Source organism: Burkholderiales bacterium (genome assembly GCA_015075645.1).
Taxonomy (GTDB): Bacteria; Pseudomonadota; Gammaproteobacteria; order Burkholderiales; family Casimicrobiaceae; genus VBCG01.
This window is the reverse complement of sequence record JABTUF010000005.1, coordinates 45,252-61,565: the sequence shown is the minus strand read 5'-3', so window position 1 is coordinate 61,565 and position 16,314 is coordinate 45,252. Positions and strand designations below refer to the sequence as shown.

At 71.8% G+C, this 16,314-nt stretch carries 13 protein-coding genes and 3 pseudogenes; 11 read left to right on the top strand and 5 right to left on the bottom strand.

Annotated elements, in window-relative coordinates:
* Positions 1–16 precede the first annotated feature (16 nt).
* From priB to HS109_13515, 11 genes and pseudogenes are all read left to right on the top strand, one after another.
* The gene (priB, locus tag HS109_13565) at positions 17–337 is read left to right on the top strand and encodes a primosomal replication protein N (protein MBE7523396.1); all 321 of its coding nucleotides are present in this window, start codon (positions 17–19) and stop codon (positions 335–337) included.
* A gap of 15 nt (positions 338–352) precedes the next feature.
* Complete coding sequence (locus HS109_13560; GenBank protein ID MBE7523395.1) at positions 353–637, top strand: 30S ribosomal protein S18; 285 nt, start codon at positions 353–355, stop codon at positions 635–637.
* Positions 638–649: 12 nt separating this feature from the next.
* Positions 650–1,108, top strand: coding sequence for a 50S ribosomal protein L9 (locus tag HS109_13555; protein MBE7523394.1), 459 nt, complete (start codon positions 650–652; stop codon positions 1,106–1,108).
* A pseudogene (locus HS109_13550) lies at positions 1,105–1,869 on the top strand (hypothetical protein). The gene HS109_13555 and the pseudogene HS109_13550 overlap by 4 nt, the downstream one beginning before the upstream one ends.
* Positions 1,792–2,124, top strand: coding sequence for an SEC-C domain-containing protein (locus HS109_13545; GenBank protein MBE7523393.1), 333 nt, complete (start codon positions 1,792–1,794; stop codon positions 2,122–2,124). Before HS109_13550 ends, HS109_13545 begins: the two are co-directional and overlap by 78 nt.
* Positions 2,125–2,150: 26 nt before the next feature.
* The gene (locus HS109_13540; protein MBE7523392.1) at positions 2,151–4,781 is read left to right on the top strand and encodes a replicative DNA helicase; all 2,631 of its coding nucleotides are present in this window, start codon (positions 2,151–2,153) and stop codon (positions 4,779–4,781) included.
* Positions 4,756–4,897, top strand: a pseudogene (locus tag HS109_13535) (SEC-C domain-containing protein). Before HS109_13540 ends, HS109_13535 begins: the two are co-directional and overlap by 26 nt.
* Positions 4,898–5,659 carry a tetratricopeptide repeat protein gene (locus HS109_13530; GenBank protein MBE7523391.1) on the top strand — a complete coding sequence of 254 codons (762 nt, stop codon included), beginning with the start codon at positions 4,898–4,900 and terminating at the stop codon, positions 5,657–5,659.
* Positions 5,656–7,647: a glycoside hydrolase family 99-like domain-containing protein gene (locus HS109_13525; protein MBE7523390.1), complete on the top strand. Its 1,992-nt coding sequence runs from the start codon at positions 5,656–5,658 to the stop codon at positions 7,645–7,647. Before HS109_13530 ends, HS109_13525 begins: the two co-directional genes overlap by 4 nt.
* 10 nt (positions 7,648–7,657) lie before the next feature.
* Positions 7,658–7,762 (top strand): annotated as a pseudogene (locus HS109_13520) (SEC-C domain-containing protein).
* Positions 7,763–9,705: 1,943 nt separating this feature from the next.
* Positions 9,706–11,469 (top strand): methyltransferase domain-containing protein, encoded by a 1,764-nt coding sequence (locus HS109_13515; protein ID MBE7523389.1) that lies wholly within the window; start codon positions 9,706–9,708, stop codon positions 11,467–11,469.
* Positions 11,470–11,544: 75 nt separating this feature from the next.
* Here the strand turns inward: HS109_13515 and HS109_13510 are convergent, their stop codons facing one another.
* From HS109_13510 to HS109_13490, 5 genes are all read right to left on the bottom strand, one after another.
* The gene (locus HS109_13510) at positions 11,545–11,919 is read right to left on the bottom strand and encodes a GtrA family protein (GenBank protein ID MBE7523388.1); all 375 of its coding nucleotides are present in this window, start codon (positions 11,917–11,919) and stop codon (positions 11,545–11,547) included.
* A gap of 10 nt (positions 11,920–11,929) precedes the next feature.
* Entirely contained in the window at positions 11,930–12,895 is a 966-nt protein-coding gene (locus HS109_13505; GenBank protein ID MBE7523387.1) for a glycosyltransferase family 2 protein, read from the bottom strand.
* 233 nt (positions 12,896–13,128) lie between these two features.
* On the bottom strand, positions 13,129–14,628 hold the full coding sequence (locus tag HS109_13500) for a PhoH family protein (GenBank protein ID MBE7523386.1): 1,500 nt from the start codon (positions 14,626–14,628) through the stop codon (positions 13,129–13,131).
* Between the two features lie 171 nt (positions 14,629–14,799).
* Positions 14,800–15,276, bottom strand: a complete 477-nt coding sequence (locus tag HS109_13495) for a peroxiredoxin (protein MBE7523385.1) — start codon at positions 15,274–15,276, stop codon at positions 14,800–14,802.
* A gap of 104 nt (positions 15,277–15,380) precedes the next feature.
* Positions 15,381–16,310, bottom strand: coding sequence for a polysaccharide deacetylase family protein (locus tag HS109_13490; protein MBE7523384.1), 930 nt, complete (start codon positions 16,308–16,310; stop codon positions 15,381–15,383).
* Between the last annotated feature and the right edge of the window lie 4 nt (positions 16,311–16,314).

Sequence of the window (16,314 nt, the reverse complement as noted above, 5' to 3'; positions counted from 1 at the left end):
GCGCGAGCGCGCGCCGGTGAACCGGCTCGCGATCGACGCCCGGCTCGCGACCCGCGACGCGCTGCGCCACACCCCCGCCGGACTCCCTGCGATCGACGCGGTGCTCGAGCACCGTTCCGAACAGCCGGAGGCGGGCGGGAGGCGGCAGGTGTCGTGCGAGATCGCGGCGGTGGCGTTCGGCGCAGTCGCCGAGACGATCGCGGGACTCGCCATCGGGAGCGCCGTGCGCTGCGAGGGCTTCATCGCCCGCCGCTGGCGCACCGGCATCACGCTCGCGCTGCACGTCGACCGGGTCGAACCGCTTCCGGAACCCCACGAACACGATCCACACGCATAGCACGAGGAACCGATCATGCCCCGTCCGCTCAAGGGTAAAGGCAAGGACAAGAACAAGGCCAAGCGCCGCGACCGCGGCAACGCGCTGTTCAAGCGCAAGAAGTTCTGTCGCTTCACCGCCGAGAAGGTGGTGCAGATCGACTACAAGGACATCGACGTCCTCAAGGACTTCGTGCAGGAGAACGGCAAGATCATGCCGGCGCGCGTGACGGGCACCAAGGCCCGCTACCAGCGCCAGCTCGGCACGGCGATCAAGCGCGCGCAGTTCCTCGCGCTCCTGCCGTACACCGACCGCCACTGACCGGAGACGACCATGCAGATCATCCTGCTCGAAAAGGTCGCCAACGTCGGCAACCTGGGCGACGTCGTCAAGGTCAAGGACGGCTTCGCGCGCAACTTCCTGATCCCGCAGGGCAAGGCCAAGCGGGCGACGCCGGAGAACGTGAAGCTCCTGGAGGAGAAGCGGGCCGAACTCGAACGCGCGGCCGCCGACAAGCTCGCCGCGGCCGAGGCCGCGGCGGCGAAGCTCGAGGGCCTCGCCGTCCAGATCACGCAGAAATCCGGGGTGGACGGCCGCCTGTTCGGCTCGGTCGGTACCGTCGACATCGTCAACGCGCTGAAGGCGCACGGTATCGTGGTCGAGAAGGCCGCGATCCGCATGCCCTCCGGCCCGCTGAAGCAGGTCGGCGACCACCCGATCACCGTGCAACTGCACACCGACGTGCTCGCGCACATCACCGTCGGCGTGCTGGGCGACACGACGGTCGGCTGATCGCGCCGGTCCGCGCACGTGCCGGGCGTTCGCTCGCCCGGCCGGGGCGCGCGGACGGTCCCTCGCGTGGCCCGAAGGCCTCCCCCCGGGGAGGCCTTCGCGATTCCCCCGGGCACCATTACGATGACGACGTGCTCTCGTTCGTCGTCTGCAGCATCGAACCGGCGAAGTTCGAGACGGTTTCCGCGAGCCTGGGTTCCGCGGCCGGAGGCGAACCGTTCGAGATCGTCGGCATCCACGACGCTCGTTCGCTCTGCGACGGGTGGACGCGCGGACTCGCGCGCTCGCGCGGCGATCCGGTCGTGTTCTGCCACGACGACATCGTGCTCCACGCGCCCGGCCTGCCTGCGCGCCTCGCGCGCCACCTCGCGCGCTTCGACGTAGTCGGGGTCGCCGGCACGCGCCGCTGCGTCGGCATGGACTGGTCCGAGGCGGGAATCGAGCATGCGCAGGGCGCGATCGTCCACGATGGGGAAACGGGCGCGCGCTTCTGCTTCTACGGTGCCGATGCGCCCGACGGCGAGCACGCGGTCGCGGGACTGCAGGCGCTCGACGGCGTGTTCCTCGCCGTGCGGCGCGAAGTGGCGGCATCGGTGGGGTTCGACGCCGACACCTTCGACGGCTGGCACGGCTACGACGCCGATTTCACGTTCCGCGCGCACCGGGCATCGCACGCGCTCGCCGTGGCGCTCGACGTTCCGCTCGTCCACCGATCGGCGGGACGCATCGACGCCGCGCGCGAGCGCTACCAGCGTCGTTTCGCCGCCAAGCACCAGGGCATCCTCGCGACGGGCCGCGGTCCCTGGGTTCACCTGCGCGAGCCGATCGAGTTGCCGGAGGGCATCGCCGCGGCGTTCGCGCGTGATCGCCTGGCGCGGCTGCATGCGGCTACCCGCGCCGAGGCGACGCGGCGGGACGCGCTGGCGGCGCGTCCGTTCGCCGCCGGGCGCAACGACCCGTGCCCGTGCGGAAGCGGACTCCGCTATCGCGAATGCCACGGCGCCGCGCGGCGGTAGAATTGCACGGCTCCCGGCCCGTCACGATGCCCGACCGCAACGAAGTCGCCCCCCTGCGCCTGCCGCCCCATTCGCTCGAGGCGGAGCAGTCGGTGCTGGGCGCGCTCCTGCTCGACAACGAGGCGGCGGACAAGATCGGCGACGTGGTGTCGGCGGCGGATTTCTACAGCGACGCGCACCGCACGATCTACGACCACGCCGCGCGCCTGATCGGCGAGGGCCGGCCGGCCGATGCGGTCACGCTCGCGGAGTCGCTCGCCTCCTCGGGCAAGCTCGACCACGTCGGCGGGCTCGCCTACCTCGGCGCGCTCGTGCAGGGCGTGCCGACCGCCGCGAACGTCCGCCATTACGCGCAGATCGTGCGCGACCGCTCGGTGCTCCGCCAGCTCGCCTCGACGGCGGGCGAGATCGCCGAGTCGGCCTACCAGCCGATGGGTCGCAACGCCTCGCAGCTCCTCGACGAGGCCGAGACGAAGGTCATGCACATCGCCGAGGCGGGCTCGCGCGGACGCAAGCAGTACGCGAAGGTGGGGGAACTCCTGGCGGGCGTGGTCGAACGCATCGAGGAGCTCTTCAACCGTGAGCACCCGACCGACGTCACCGGCACCGCCACCGGCTTCAGCGACCTCGACCGCATGACCGCCGGCCTGCAGGCCGGCGACCTCGTGATCGTGGCCGGGCGGCCTTCGATGGGGAAGACGAGCCTCGCGGTGAACATCGGCGAGCACGTCGCGCTCGACTTGAAGCGGCCGGTGGCGATCTTCTCGATGGAGATGGGCGCGAATCAGCTCGCGCTGCGCATGATCGGCTCGGTCGGCCGGCTGCCGTCGCAGAACCTGCGCACCGGCAAGCTGCAGGCCGAGGACTGGACGCGCCTGTCGACCGCGCTCGGCCGGCTGAACGACGCGCCGATCCTGATCGACGAGACGCCCGCGCTCACCGTGATGGAACTCCGCTCGCGGGCGCGCCGGATCGCGCGCGCGCACGCGCCCCTCGGCCTCGTCATCGTCGACTACCTGCAGCTCATGCAGGCCTCGTCGCAGGGTGAGAACCGCGCGACCGAGATCTCCGAGATCTCGCGGTCGCTGAAGGCGCTCGCGAAGGAGCTGCAGGTGCCGGTGATCGCGCTCTCGCAATTGAACCGCTCGCTCGAACAGCGCCCGAACAAGCGGCCGGTGATGAGCGACCTGCGCGAGTGCGTGACCGGCGACACGCTGGTGGTGGCGAGCGACGGCTCGCGCACGCCGATCCGCGAACTGGTCGGACAGGCGCCCGAAGTGTGGGCCGTCGACGCCGACCAGCGCCTGTGCCGCGCGACGAGCGACCGCGTTTGGCCGGTCGGCGCCAAGTCGGTGTTCCGGGTCTCGCTCGCCAGCGGGCGTTCGATTCGCGCCACCGCGGAGCACCGGCTCTTGACCGGCGAGGGTTGGCGAACGGTGTCGGCGCTGCAGCCGGGCTCGCGTCTCGCGATCGCGCGCACGCTGCCGGAGCCGGCGCAGCCCCTCGTCTGGCGCGACGAGGCGATCGTGCTCCTGGGCCACCTCGTCGGCGACGGCAGCTACCTCGTCCACCAGCCGTTGCGGTACACGACAGCCAGCGAGGAGAACAGCGCGGCGGTGCGTGACGCCGCCGAGGCGCTCGGAAGCACCGTTACCCGGCATGCGGGCCGCGGCGCGTGGCACCAGCTCGTCATCGCGGGCAACGGCGATCGCCGGCATCCGCGCGGGGTCGGCGCGTGGCTGAAGTCGCTCGGCGTCTTCGGCCAACGCTCGCACGAGAAGCGGCTGCCGCGCGAGGTCTTCAGGCTCGCCAACGCGCAGATCGCGCTGCTCCTGCGCCACCTGTGGGCGACCGATGGTTCGATCGCGCTGCGCAAGCGCGACGCGCGCGGGGCGCCGCGCGTCTACTTCGCGACGTCCAGCCGCGGACTCGCGGACGACGTTGCGGCGCTGCTGCTTCGCTTCGGCATCGTCGCCCGGCTGCGCACCGTGGCGCACGCGACCGCACGCAGCGTGCACACGGTCGACGTGTCGGGCTCGAGGGACCAACGGCGCTTCCTCGAAGCCGTGGGTGCGTTCGGTCCGCGAGCGGCTCCGGCGTGCGAACTCGCGCGCCTGCTGGCGCACACCCGGGCGAATCCGAACGCCGACACGCTACCCCGCGAGGTGTTCGCATCGGTGCGAACCGCGATGGCGCGCGGCGCGGTGACGCAGCGGGCGATGGCGGCGATGCGCGGGACGGCGTACGGGGGAACGAGTCATTTCGGCTTCGCCCCGAGTCGTGCGACGGTCGATTCGTACGCGCGCCTGCTCGACGACGCGACGCTCGCGCGCTGGGCCGCTTCCGATCTGTACTGGGACCGCGTTGTCGCCGTGGAGGCCGCGGGCGTCGATGAGGTGTACGACCTCACCGTGCCCGGTCCTTCGAGCTGGCTCGCCGACGGCGTCGTCAGCCACAACTCCGGGGCGATCGAACAGGACGCGGACGTGATCCTGTTCATCTACCGCGACGAGGTCTACAACGAGGACACCTCCGACAAGGGCGTCGCGGAGATCATCATCGCGAAGCAGCGCAACGGCCCGATCGGGACCGTGCGGCTGACCTTCCTCGGCGAGTACACGCGCTTCGAGAATTTCGCGGCGCCCGGTTCGTATTGATGGGCCGCATGGCGACGACGACGCTGGTCCCGCCGTCCTCGCGCAACGCGCCCTGTCCCTGCGGCAGCGCGCGCCGGTACAAGGACTGCCACGGCCGCGCGGGCGCGCCGGCGGCCATGGCGGCGCCGCCGCCGGGCGACGAGATCGCGTCGCGCCTGCAGGCCGCGCTCGCCGCGCAGCAGGCGGGACAGATCGGCGAGGCGATCGGCGGCTACGACGCGGTTCTCGCGCTCCGGCCCGATCTGTTCGACGCCTGGCACATGCGCGGCGTCGCGTACTTCCAGCTCCAGGCATTCGACGACGCCGAACGCGACATCCGGCGCGCCCTCGCGCTCGCGCCCGGGCTCGAGGCGGCGCACGGCAATCTCGCGCTCGTGGTCCAGGGACGCCGCATCGCCGAGGACGAGGCCGCGCTGTGCCGCGAGGTGCTGCCCCGCTACGCGAAGCTCGTCGTCGATCCGCCGGTCGCGCCGCTCGACGGCGTCGGGGCCTCCGACCGGGTGTTCGTGCTCGACGCGGCGCAGGACCCCGACGTGGCGAACGCCCTGGCCCGCGATGCCGACGCGCGGGGCGCGGCCTGCGAACGTATCGTGGTCGAGCGGGGGCGCACGATCGCGGGCGACGCCGCCGCGCGGCTCGCCTCCTGCGGCGAGCGCGACGTCGTCGTGTGCGTCGGCACCGGCCGGCCGTTGGGCGACTGGACGCTCGCAACGCGCGCGCGGGCGGTCGCGCTGGTGGTGGTCGACAACACGCTGTCGAGCTTCATCGACCGGCTGCGCGAGATCTCCGGCCAGGGGCGCCGGCGCGTGCGGGTGGCCGTCGGTGCGGGCGCGGGCCTCGACCCGCGGGCGATTCCGCACGTCGGGACGGCGCCGTGACGCGCGACGACGCGCCGGTGCGCGCGCTCGCGTTCTACCTGCCGCAGTTCCACCGTGTTCCGGAGAACGACGCCTGGTGGGGCGAAGGCTTCACCGAGTGGACCAACGTGCGCCGCGCGGTGCCGCAGTTCGCGGGCCACGAGCAGCCGAAGCTTCCCGGCGAACTCGGCTGGTACGACCTCACCGATCCTGCGGTCGCGTTCGCGCAGGCGGGACTCGCGCGTGCGCACGGCATCTTCGGCTTCTGCTACTACTTCTACTGGTTCAACGGCCGGCGGCTGCTCGAGCGCCCGCTCGAGGCCATGCTCGCGCGAGGCACGCCGGACTTCCCGTTCTGCGTGTGCTGGGCGAACGAGAACTGGACGCGGCGCTGGGACGGTCTGGACCACGAAGTGCTGCTCGAGCAGCGCTACAGCAGGGACGACAGCGCGCGTGTCTTCGAGGCGTTCCTGCGCCTGTTCCGCGATCCGCGCTACGTACGCGTCGCCGGGCGGCCGGTCCTCCTCGTCTACAAGGCTCCGCTGATTCCGGAGATCGCCGCGACGACGGCGATGTGGCGGAAGCAGGCGCGCGCGGCGGGGGAGGCCGATCCGTATCTCGTCGCCTGCGAGACCGGGGATCTCACCGCCGCGATGCGCGATGCGTTCGACGCGGTCGTCGAGTTTCCTCCACACGGGCACCGCGCCGTCTGGATGAACGCCCAGGTCGCCGGCCTCGCGCCGGACTTCACCGGCATCGTGACGAGCTACCGTGCGCAGGTGATCCAGTCGGTGCGGCGCGACGTCGATGCGCACAAGACGCTGCGCTGCGTGTTCCCGTCCTGGGACAACACTGCGCGCCGAGGAGCGCGCGGCACCGTGTTCACGGGCTCGAGTCCCGAACTCTTCGGCTGGTGGGTCGAGCGGATGGTGATCGACACGCGCAGGCGGCTTTCCGGCGACGAGCGGCTCCTCTTCGTGAACGCGTGGAACGAATGGGCGGAAGGCTGCTGCCTCGAGCCGGACGCCCGCTACGGGCGGGCCTACCTCGAGGCGTTCCGCGACGGCCTCGCGGAAGGCTCGCGGGCGAACGCGCCTTCGCTCGAGCGTCCTGCCTGGAGCGCGGTCGAGCGCGACGCCTCCGAGGCGATCGCGACCGGCGCGCTGACCGTCCGACGCTTCGGATCGCCGCCTGCGCGCGGCGCGAGCGGCGTGAGCGTGGTGATGCCGGTGTACAACCACGAGCGGTTCGTCGCCCGCGCGCTCGCGTCGGTCGCCGCGCAGAGCGCGCTGCCGCGGGAACTCGTCGTCGTCGACGACGGGTCGAGCGACGGGAGCGCCGGAGTCGTCGAACGCTTCGCGCTCGATGCACCGTTCCCGGTGACGCTCGCCCGGCAGTCGAACCATGGCGCGCACGTCGCGATCAACCGCGGACTCGCGCTCGCCTCCTGCGAGACGCTCGCGCTCATCAACTCCGACGACGCTTACGAACGCGACCGGCTCGCGCGGCTTGCTCACGCGCTCGGCCCGAGTTCGATGCTCGCCTGGTCGGGCGTCTCCTTCGTCGACGAGGACGACCGGCCGGCCGCGAACCCGGCGACCGAGGCGCTGGCGGCATCGATCCGGACGGTGCGCACGCCCGACGAGCGCATCGAAGCGCTCACGCGCACGAACCTCGCGGTGTCGAGCGGCAACCTCGTGTTCCGCCGCTCGCTCCTCGACATGATCGGCGCGTTCGCCGCGCTGGAGGTGTGCCACGACTGGGATTTCGTGCTCGCGGCGAGCGCGGTGACCGGGATCGCGGTCGTCCCGGAGCCCCTGTATCGCTACCGGATCCACGGCGCGAACACGTTCGTGTCGCGCCATCTCGCCGGACAGGTCGAGGTCGAGCGGGTCCTGCGGCGCTTCCTCGCGCGGATCGGCGAGCATCCCGCACTCGACGAGCGGGGTCGTCAACGGCTGCGCGGCGCGCTCGCCGACCGCGGACTCGCCCACCTGTGGCCCGCGTGACCGGGCGGCGATGACCCCGGGACCGATCGGCGCGGTGGCGCGCAACGCCCGATGTCCCTGCGGCAGCGGGCGCCGCTTCAAGGAATGCCACGGTGCGCCCGGCGGACGGTCGTCCGATCCCGGGCGGCTCGACGCGCTGAAGCGCGGGGCGCTCGCGGCGCAGCACGCCGGGCGGCTCGACGAGGCGGCCGGACTCTACCAGCAGGCGCTCGAAGTCGACCCGGCGGATTTCGACGCGCTGCACATGCTCGGCGTGACGCGGCTCATGCAGTTCCGCTTCGACGAGGCGGCCGGCCTCATTGCCCGCGCCCTCGACGTGCGCCCGGGCGTGGCGGCGGCGATTCGCAATCTCGAACTCGCGCGCGATCCGCAGGGCAAAGCGTCCGCCGAGGGTTACCGGGCCTGGCGTGACACGCGCGAACGCGCGCGGGACGCCTCGCGCGAGGAGCGCCGCCGCGCGATCGCCGCACGCTCCGACGCGCCGTTCATCGCGATCGTGCTCCCGGTGTTCGATCCGCCCGAAGAGCACCTGCGCGCCTGCCTGGACAGCGTGTTCGCGCAGACCTACGGCCGCTGGGAGCTGTGCATCGCGGACGACGCATCGCGCGCGCCGCATGTCGCGGCGGTGCTGCGTGACTGCGCGGCGCGCGACGCGCGCGTCCGCGTGACCTTTCGCGAGCGCAACGGCCACATCTCGGCCGCGTCGAACTCGGCGCTCGCGCTCGCGACCGCACCGTTCGTCGCGCTCCTCGACCACGACGACCTGCTCGCGGCGGACGCGCTCGCGGAGATGGCTCTGGCGATCGACGCCCATCGCGACGCGGCGATCCTCTACAGCGACGAGGACAAGCTCGACGAGGCGGGCATGCGCATCGAGCCGTACTTCAAGCCCGCGTGGAACCCGGCGCTGCTGCGCTCGCAGAACGTGGTGAGCCACCTCGGGGTCTACCGGCGCGCGCTGGTGGAGGCGGCGGGGCGCTTTCGCGAGGGCTACGAGGGAGCCCAGGACTGGGACCTCGCGCTGCGCTGCTCCGAACGTGTCGACGCGCGATCGATCCGTCACGTGCCGCAGGTGCTCTACCACTGGCGGCGGAGCGCGGGGTCGACGGCGGCCGGGCATCGGCAGAAGACCTACGCCGCGTCCGCGCAGGAGCGCACGGTCGCCGACGCATGGGCGCGCCGCGGCGTCGACGTGACCATCGCGCGCGTCGGCGGCGGACACCACCTGCAGGCCGATCCGCGGGCGACCCCGACGGTGTCGCTCGTCGTGCTGGTCGAGGCCGGGAGAAACGCTGGACCGGGGTGGTGGGCCGCGCTGCCTGCGCAGGTCATCGACGTGCGCGAGGTCGAGCTCGCATCGGCCCGCAGGGAGGGCGTGAGCGCGGAACCGCTCACGCTCGGCGAAGGCGATGCGTCGCGGATCAACGACGCGGCGTCGCGCGGACGCGGCGAGGTGCTGCTGTTCCTGCGCGGCGACATCGACGCAACGCCCGTCGAAGCCATCCAGGTGCTCGCGGCACACGCGGCCCTGGCCGACGCGGGCCCGGCCGGCGGCGAGATCCGCGACGCGTTCGGCATGTCGGTCGGCGGCGCGTGGTTCCTCGACCGCGACGCCATCGTCGACCTGGCGTTCGCCGCGTCGTCGCGATTCGCGACATCGGCAGCCGTTCGCTTTGACGTCGTGCAGAACGTGTCGGCGGTCCGGGGCGATGCGATGGCGATCCGGCGGACGCTTTGGCAGGAACTCGGCGGCTACGACGCGGACGCCTTCGCGCGCCGTTACCACGACGTCGACCTGTGCCTGCGTGCGGCGGCGCGCGGCTGTCGCGCGATCTGGCATCCGTCGGCGGTGTTCCGCGTTCCGGGTGCGTTGCGCGCGACCGAGTCCGCGGCGGCGGCGGGCCAGGATGCCGATGCGATGCGCGAGCGGCACGCGGAGCGACTCTCGCGCGATCCCGCCTATCATCCGGAGCTGGATCGCCCGCCGCGGCGGTTCGCGTTTCGCCGGGACGACGTGCCCGCGGACGCGGACGCCCGCTGATCGGCGCCATCTCGCCCATGTTGCACACCGACGTCGCCCGCCGAGCGATCCTCCCCGACGAGATCGTCTTCGATCCTGCGGATGCGCCGCGCGCCCACGACCTGCGCTGCCCGGCCTGCGGTGGGCGCGGCCCGTCGTCCCGGGTGCTGACGGTCCCCTCGGTCGAGCCGCCGCATCCGGTCCTCGAGCTCTTTCGCTGCGAGGGCTGCGGCACGCTGGCATTCGATCCGCCGGGCATCACCGACATCGCGGACGTCGACCAGATCGCGGGCGACGCCTGGCGCCACTACGTCGAGGCCGGCGGCGACGTATGGGAGACGGTCTGGCCGGCGCTGATCGCGCGCGAACGCGGTTCGCTACTCGACGTGGGCTGCGGCTTCGGCTTCGGCGTCGACTTCTGGCGGCACAGCGGACGCGGCGAGGCGATCGGCGTCGAGAGCGCGCCCTACGGCCGCCTGGGCCGCGAGATGCTCGGCGCGCCGATCGTGGCCGAGCGCCTCGACAGCGGTCCGCTGGCCGGCCGGCGCTTCGACGTCGTGCTGGCCTCGGAGGTGATCGAGCACACCGATGATTCCCGCGCGTTCGCCGCGCTGCTCGCACGTCACGTCGCCGACGACGGCGTGCTCGTGCTCACGACCCCCGACGCGTCGTGCATCGATCCGTCGACCGAGCCGTCGACCACGCTCGCCGCGCTGTCGCCGGGATTTCACGGTTTCGTGCTGTCGCGCGGCGCATTCGAGGCCGCAGCGGCGGCGGCCGGGTTCGAGCACCGGCACTGGCGCTCGATGAACGGGCGCCAGTTCCTGTGGGCGTCGCGGCGTCCATTCTCGCTGCCGCCGGAACGCGAGGCGTACCGCGGCCCGGTACTCGACTACCTCGCCCGTCGCGGGCAGGAGGAAGCGCTGGAGCCGTCGGTGCGCATCGGCTACCTCTACCGCCTGCTCCGCGACCTCTCGCGCGCGCGCCGTTTCGCGGAGGCGGCTCCTGTTCTCCACCACCTCGACGCGCTGATCGCCGCGCGGCATGGGCCCGAGGCGCTCGATCCCGTCCGCGCGATCGAGAAGCTGCGCGCGTGCGCCACGCCGCAGGAGGCGGGCCGGGTCGGGTCCTATTGCCTGCCGATGCGCTTCTTTCTCGATGCGCAGATCGCGCAGAACGTCCGCGGGGACTACGCCGGCGCGCTCGCATCGTACCGCGCGGCGGTCGAGGCGACCGTGCGGTGCGCGGCGCTCGGTACGATCTGGTTCATGGAGGCGATAGGAACCCTGTGGACGATGCGCATCGACGGCGCGCTCCTCCGCCTCGCGCTCGGCGACGAGCGCGCGGCCGACGAGCTCGCGCTCGCCGTCGATGAAGGCGCGATGCCGCGGCGCGAACACGCGTTCGCGACGCTCGCTCCGGGATACCTGGACCGGCTCCTGCCCGCGGTCGCCGAGGATCTCGTGCAGCGCGGCGGCCACGGTGCCGCTCGCGTCGTCGCCGCGGCATACCGGCGGCATCTGGAACGCAACCACGAACGCGCTTTCGTCGAGATCGGGGCGATCGACGCGGCGCTGGCGGATCCCGCCGCGCGCGTGCCGCCCTCGCCGTTGTTCCTGCCCTGGTTCGAGGCATTGCTGCATCTCGTGCCGGGCGGCGACGCCGCACGGGGGACCGCGCTCGCGCGCGAGGTGCTGCGGGTGGCCGAGGCGCACGCGCACGACCGCCGCTGCGGAGACGAGCTGCGGACGCTCGCGCAACGCGTGCGCGCGCGGCTCGGTGCCGCCGGCTCCGGGCGGTGACTTGGTGCCCCGTGTGGGTACAGCGCGCCTCGGACGGCGCCGACGTCGATCGCGGTTCGTGCAGCCGTTGCGCGGTCAGCGAAACACCCACCAGCGCGACAGCGCGAAGGTCACCGGGGGCACGAAAAGCAGGCCGAGCGCCAGTCCGGCGTAGGGCGACCACTGCCGGTCGTGGACCGCGAAGGCCATGATCGCGGCGTTCAAGGCGAGCCCGGCGAGCTGCGCGGCGAGGTAGCGCGGCAACTGCGCGGCCGGGCGGCCGCGCGAGCGGAAGGTCCAGCCGCGATTGAGCGCGAACCCCACGGCGAACGCGATGCAGAACGCGAGCGCGGTCGCCGCGACCGGGTCGATGGGCGTGAACTCGATGGCGAGCGCGAACACCGTGGCATGCACCGCCGTCGCGATCGCCCCGACGAAGGCGAAGCGGACGAACGCGGCCGCGAGCGCCATCGCCGCGACCTCAGGGACGCGGGTCGTCGGGGGGAAAGCCCAGCCGGGCGCGCACCAGGTAGAGCGGACGGCCCTTGACCTCGTCGTACATGCGGCCCAGGTACTCGCCGATGACGCCGAGCGAGAGGAGCTGCACGCCGCCCAGGAACAGCACGACGACCATCAGCGACGCGTAGCCGGGGACATCGACGCCGTGCAGGATCGTGCGGACGACGAGCCAGCCGCCGTAGGCGATCGCGACGAGCGCGAACAGGGCGCCCAGCACGCTCGACGCGCGCAGCGGCAGCGCGGAGAACGAGACGACGCCGTCGAGCGCGAGGCGCAACAGCCGCACGAAGCCGAAGCGGGACTCGCCCGACGAGCGCTCCTCGACGTCGTACTCGACCGTCGTGGTCCGGAAGCCGACCCACGCGTACATGCCCTTCATGTAGCGGATGCGCTCGGGCATGCGGCGGAGCGCGTCGACGACCGGGCGCGACATCAGCCGGAAGTCGCCCGCGCCGCGCGGGGCGGGGACCGCCGCGAGACGGGCGAACAGGCGGTGGAAGAGGTCCGCCGCCGCACGGCGGGTCCACGGGTCGGTCGCCCGGTCGCGGCGCAGCGCGATCACCACGTCGTGCCCGTCGCGCCATCTCGCGACGAGTTCACGCAGCAGTTCGGGCGGATGCTGCAGGTCGGCGTCGATCGGCACGACCGCTTCGCCGCGCGCGTGGTCGAGGCCCGCCGCCAGCGCGACCTCCTTGCCGAAGTTGCGCGACAGGGCCACGACCCGCACGCGCGGGTCGCGCGAGGCGAGCGCACCCAGCACCGCGAAGGTCTCGTCGCGGCTGCCGTCGTCGATGAAGATCGCCTCGGAGGCGAGTCCGAGCGCATCGAGCGCGTCGGAGGCGCGGGCCCAGAACGACGCGAGGCCGGCCGCCTCGTTGTAGCAGGGCACGACGAGCGACAGGACCGGCTTCGCGTTCACGGGCGTCAGTTGTCAGTTGACAGTTGGCAGTTGACCGTGGCGCCGGTGATTCCGGTGGCGGCGCATGAAGCGCCGTTGAGACTTCCTTGCAGGTCCGGCTTCGGCCCGTCGCCATTCGCTGCGACCCTCCGATTCGGCTGATCGCTTCAGGCAAGCCTGACCCACGGAAACGTTGCATCGGCGCTCAACGCGCCGCCACCGGAGACTTCGCCGCGACTGTCAACTGCCAACTGACAACTGCATCAGAGAATCTCCGCCGCCCGGTCGGCGAGGCGCGAGCGCTCGCCGCGCGTGAGCGTGACGTGCCCCGAGTGCGGCCAGCCCTTGAAGCGGTCGACGACGTAGGTGAGGCCGGAACTGCCCTCGGTCAGGTAGGGCGTGTCGATCTGCGCGATGTTGCCGAGGCACACGACCTTGGTGCCCGGGCCGGCGCGCGTGATCAGCGTCTTCATCTGCTTCGGCGTCAGGTTCTGCGCCTCGTCGATGATCAGGAACTTGTTGATGAACGTGCGCCCGCGCATGAAGTTCAGGCTCTTGACCTTGATGCGCGAGCGGATCAGGTCGCGCGTCGCCGCGCGCCCCCATTCGCCCGCATCGTCATCGGTCTTGTTGAGCACGTCGAGGTTGTCCTCGAGCGCGCCCATCCACGGGTTCATCTTCTCTTCCTCGGTGCCGGGGAGGAAGCCGATGTCCTCGCCGACCGGGACCGTGACGCGCGTCATGATGATCTCGGTGTAGACCTTGAACTCCAGCGTCAGCATGAGTCCCGCGGCGAGCGTGAGCAGCGTCTTGCCGGTGCCCGCCTGACCCACGAGCGTCACGAAGTCGATGTCCGGGTTCATCAGCAGGTTGAGCGCGTAGTTCTGCTCGCGGTTGCGCGCCGTGATGCCCCAGACGTTGTTCTTCTGGTGCGTGTAGTCCTTGAGCGTCGACAGGAGCGCGGTCTTTCCGCTGACCTCCTTGACGATCGCGTGGAACGGCGCCTCGCCCGGCGGCTCCAGCCACACGAACTCGTTGGCGAGGAGCGTCGGCACCAGCGGGCCGGAGATGCGGTAGAGCGTGTGGCCCCCCTGCTGCCAGCTCTCCATGCCCTTGCCGTGCCGATCCCAGAAGTCGGCGGGCAGCTCCTCCATGCCGGAGTAGAGGAGCTCGGTGTCCTCGAGGACCTTGTCGTTGAAGTAGTCCTCGGCCGCGAGCCCGAGCGCGCGGGCCTTGATCCGCATGTTGATGTCCTTCGACACCAGCACGACGTCGCGCCGCGCGTGGGCGTGCGCGAGGTGCATCACCACCGCGAGGATCTGGTTGTCGGCCTTGCCGTTCGCGAGCGAGGGAGGCAGGGCGGTCGTGATCGTCTCGGTCTGCAGGTAGAGCCGTCCGGTCGCCGCGCCGTTGCTCTTCTGCTCGAGCGGGATGCCGCCCGAGATGCCGTCGCCGCCCTGCCCGGTGTGCGCTGTCACCAGTTCGTCGAGGAAGCGCGACGCCTGCCGCGCGTTTCGCGCGACCTCGGTGACGCCCTTCTTGTGGTTGTCGAGTTCCTCGAGGGTGAGGATCGGCAGGTAGATGTCGTGCTCCTCGAACCGGAACAGGCTCGTCGGGTCGTGCATCAGCACGTTCGTGTCGAGCACGAAGAGCCGGGTCGTCGTCGGAGACGGATGCCCGCCCGACTTGCTGGAGCGGGCGGCCTTGCGGGAAGCGAGCGAGATGAGCTGGGAGGGGGCGGGGCGCAGCTTGCGTTCGACCATGGCTCTCCTGGGAGGCGCCCGGGGCAAAGGGCGCCGCGCAAGCCCATCCTACGCTCCGGGCCGGCGAAAACACAAGAACTTGTGGCCCCAACCCCCGGAATGTCCACCCTTTGTGCCAAAGCCGCACCGCCGGGGCCTGTCACCCCCGGTGCGGCCTGACCCCGGTGAGCGTCATCGGGTCGGCTTTCCGAGCGCCTCGACGGCGGCCAGGACCTCGGCGGCATGGCCGGGGACCCTCACCCCGCGCCACTCGCGAGCGAGCTTGCCGTCGGCGCCGACGAGGAAGGTCGAGCGCTCGATGCCGCGCACCTTCTTGCCGTACATGTTCTTCATCCTGATGACGTCGAACGCCTGGCAGAGCTTCTCGTCGGCATCCGAGATCAGCGGGAACGGAAACCCCATCTTCGCGGCGAAGTTCTGGTGCGACTTGATCGAGTCGCGCGAGATGCCGGCGACCACCGCGCCGGCCTTGGCGAACTTGCCGTGGAGGTCGCGGAACTGGGCGCCTTCGGTGGTGCAGCCGGGCGTGTTGTCCTTCGGATAGAAGTACAGGACCACCGGGCTGCCCTTGTGGTCGGACAACGTGAACGGGCCTGCGGTCGCTTCCGCGGTGAAGTCGGGAACCTTCTTGCCGAGCATGGTGGCGATCCTTCGGTTCGATTCGGGCTTGAGGGGAATGTCCGCGCGCGCACATGCGATCGCGGCGACGCGTCGATGCCGCGCGCGGGGATGCAGGGTTCTTTCACAGCTTCTCAGGCGGCGCGCGGCACGGCCTCGCCCGGAAACGGGCCCTGCTGCACGAAGAGCGTACCGCTTCTCCCCGGGACCGTCCCGGTCCCGACGTACGCCCGGGGCAGCGCGAGCGGCTCGACCGCGTCGCGCATCTGCCGCAGGCTCCCCAACCGCCAGCCCTGCGCCTTCCACCCGCCCAGCAGTTGCTCCAGCACCGGGGAAAGGCGCATCCCTTCGAGTTCCGCGTGCAGCGTGAACACGTGGCCGGACGCGACCGGGGCCTCGGTCAGGTGGAGCAGGCGGTCGGCCGCGTTGGTGGCGGTGACGCCGTCGAGCCCGATCAGCTCGTCGAGCGTCGGCAGCGTCGTCGGGAACTGCGGGCAGCGGACCGGCTCGGCGTTCCAGAACGGCAGGTGCGGATGGGTGCCGCGGCCGTCGGAGGCGTACTCGAATCCGAGCCTCTGCGTGAGACGCAGCGCGTGGAGGTTCATCTGCCAGCCGGCCGCGCCGTGGACGCGGGGGGCCTCGCCGAACACGTCGGCGTAGCGTTCGCACATGCGCGTCATCTCGGAGCGCGTCCACGCGGCGTCGGCGGTCGCGACGCCGTCCTGCCAGCGGACGTGGTCGAAGCTGTGGACCCCGGTCTCGAAGCCCTCGTCGCGCGTCATGCGCATGACGTCGCCGGCGCGCCGGCCGATGTCGGGACCGGGCAGGAGCGTGCCGTACAGGAGCGTCTTCACGCCGTAGTGGTGGACGACGCCCGTCCGGCGCACCTTGCCGACGAAGCCCGGGCGGAACACGCGCCGGATCGCGCGACCGGTGTGGTCCGGGCCAACGGAAAACAGGAAGGTCGCGCCGACGCCGTGCCGCCGGAAGATCTCGACGAGCCGCGGCACGCCTTCGCGCGTGCCGCGCAGCGTGTCGACATCGACCTTGAGCGCGAGACGCATCGGC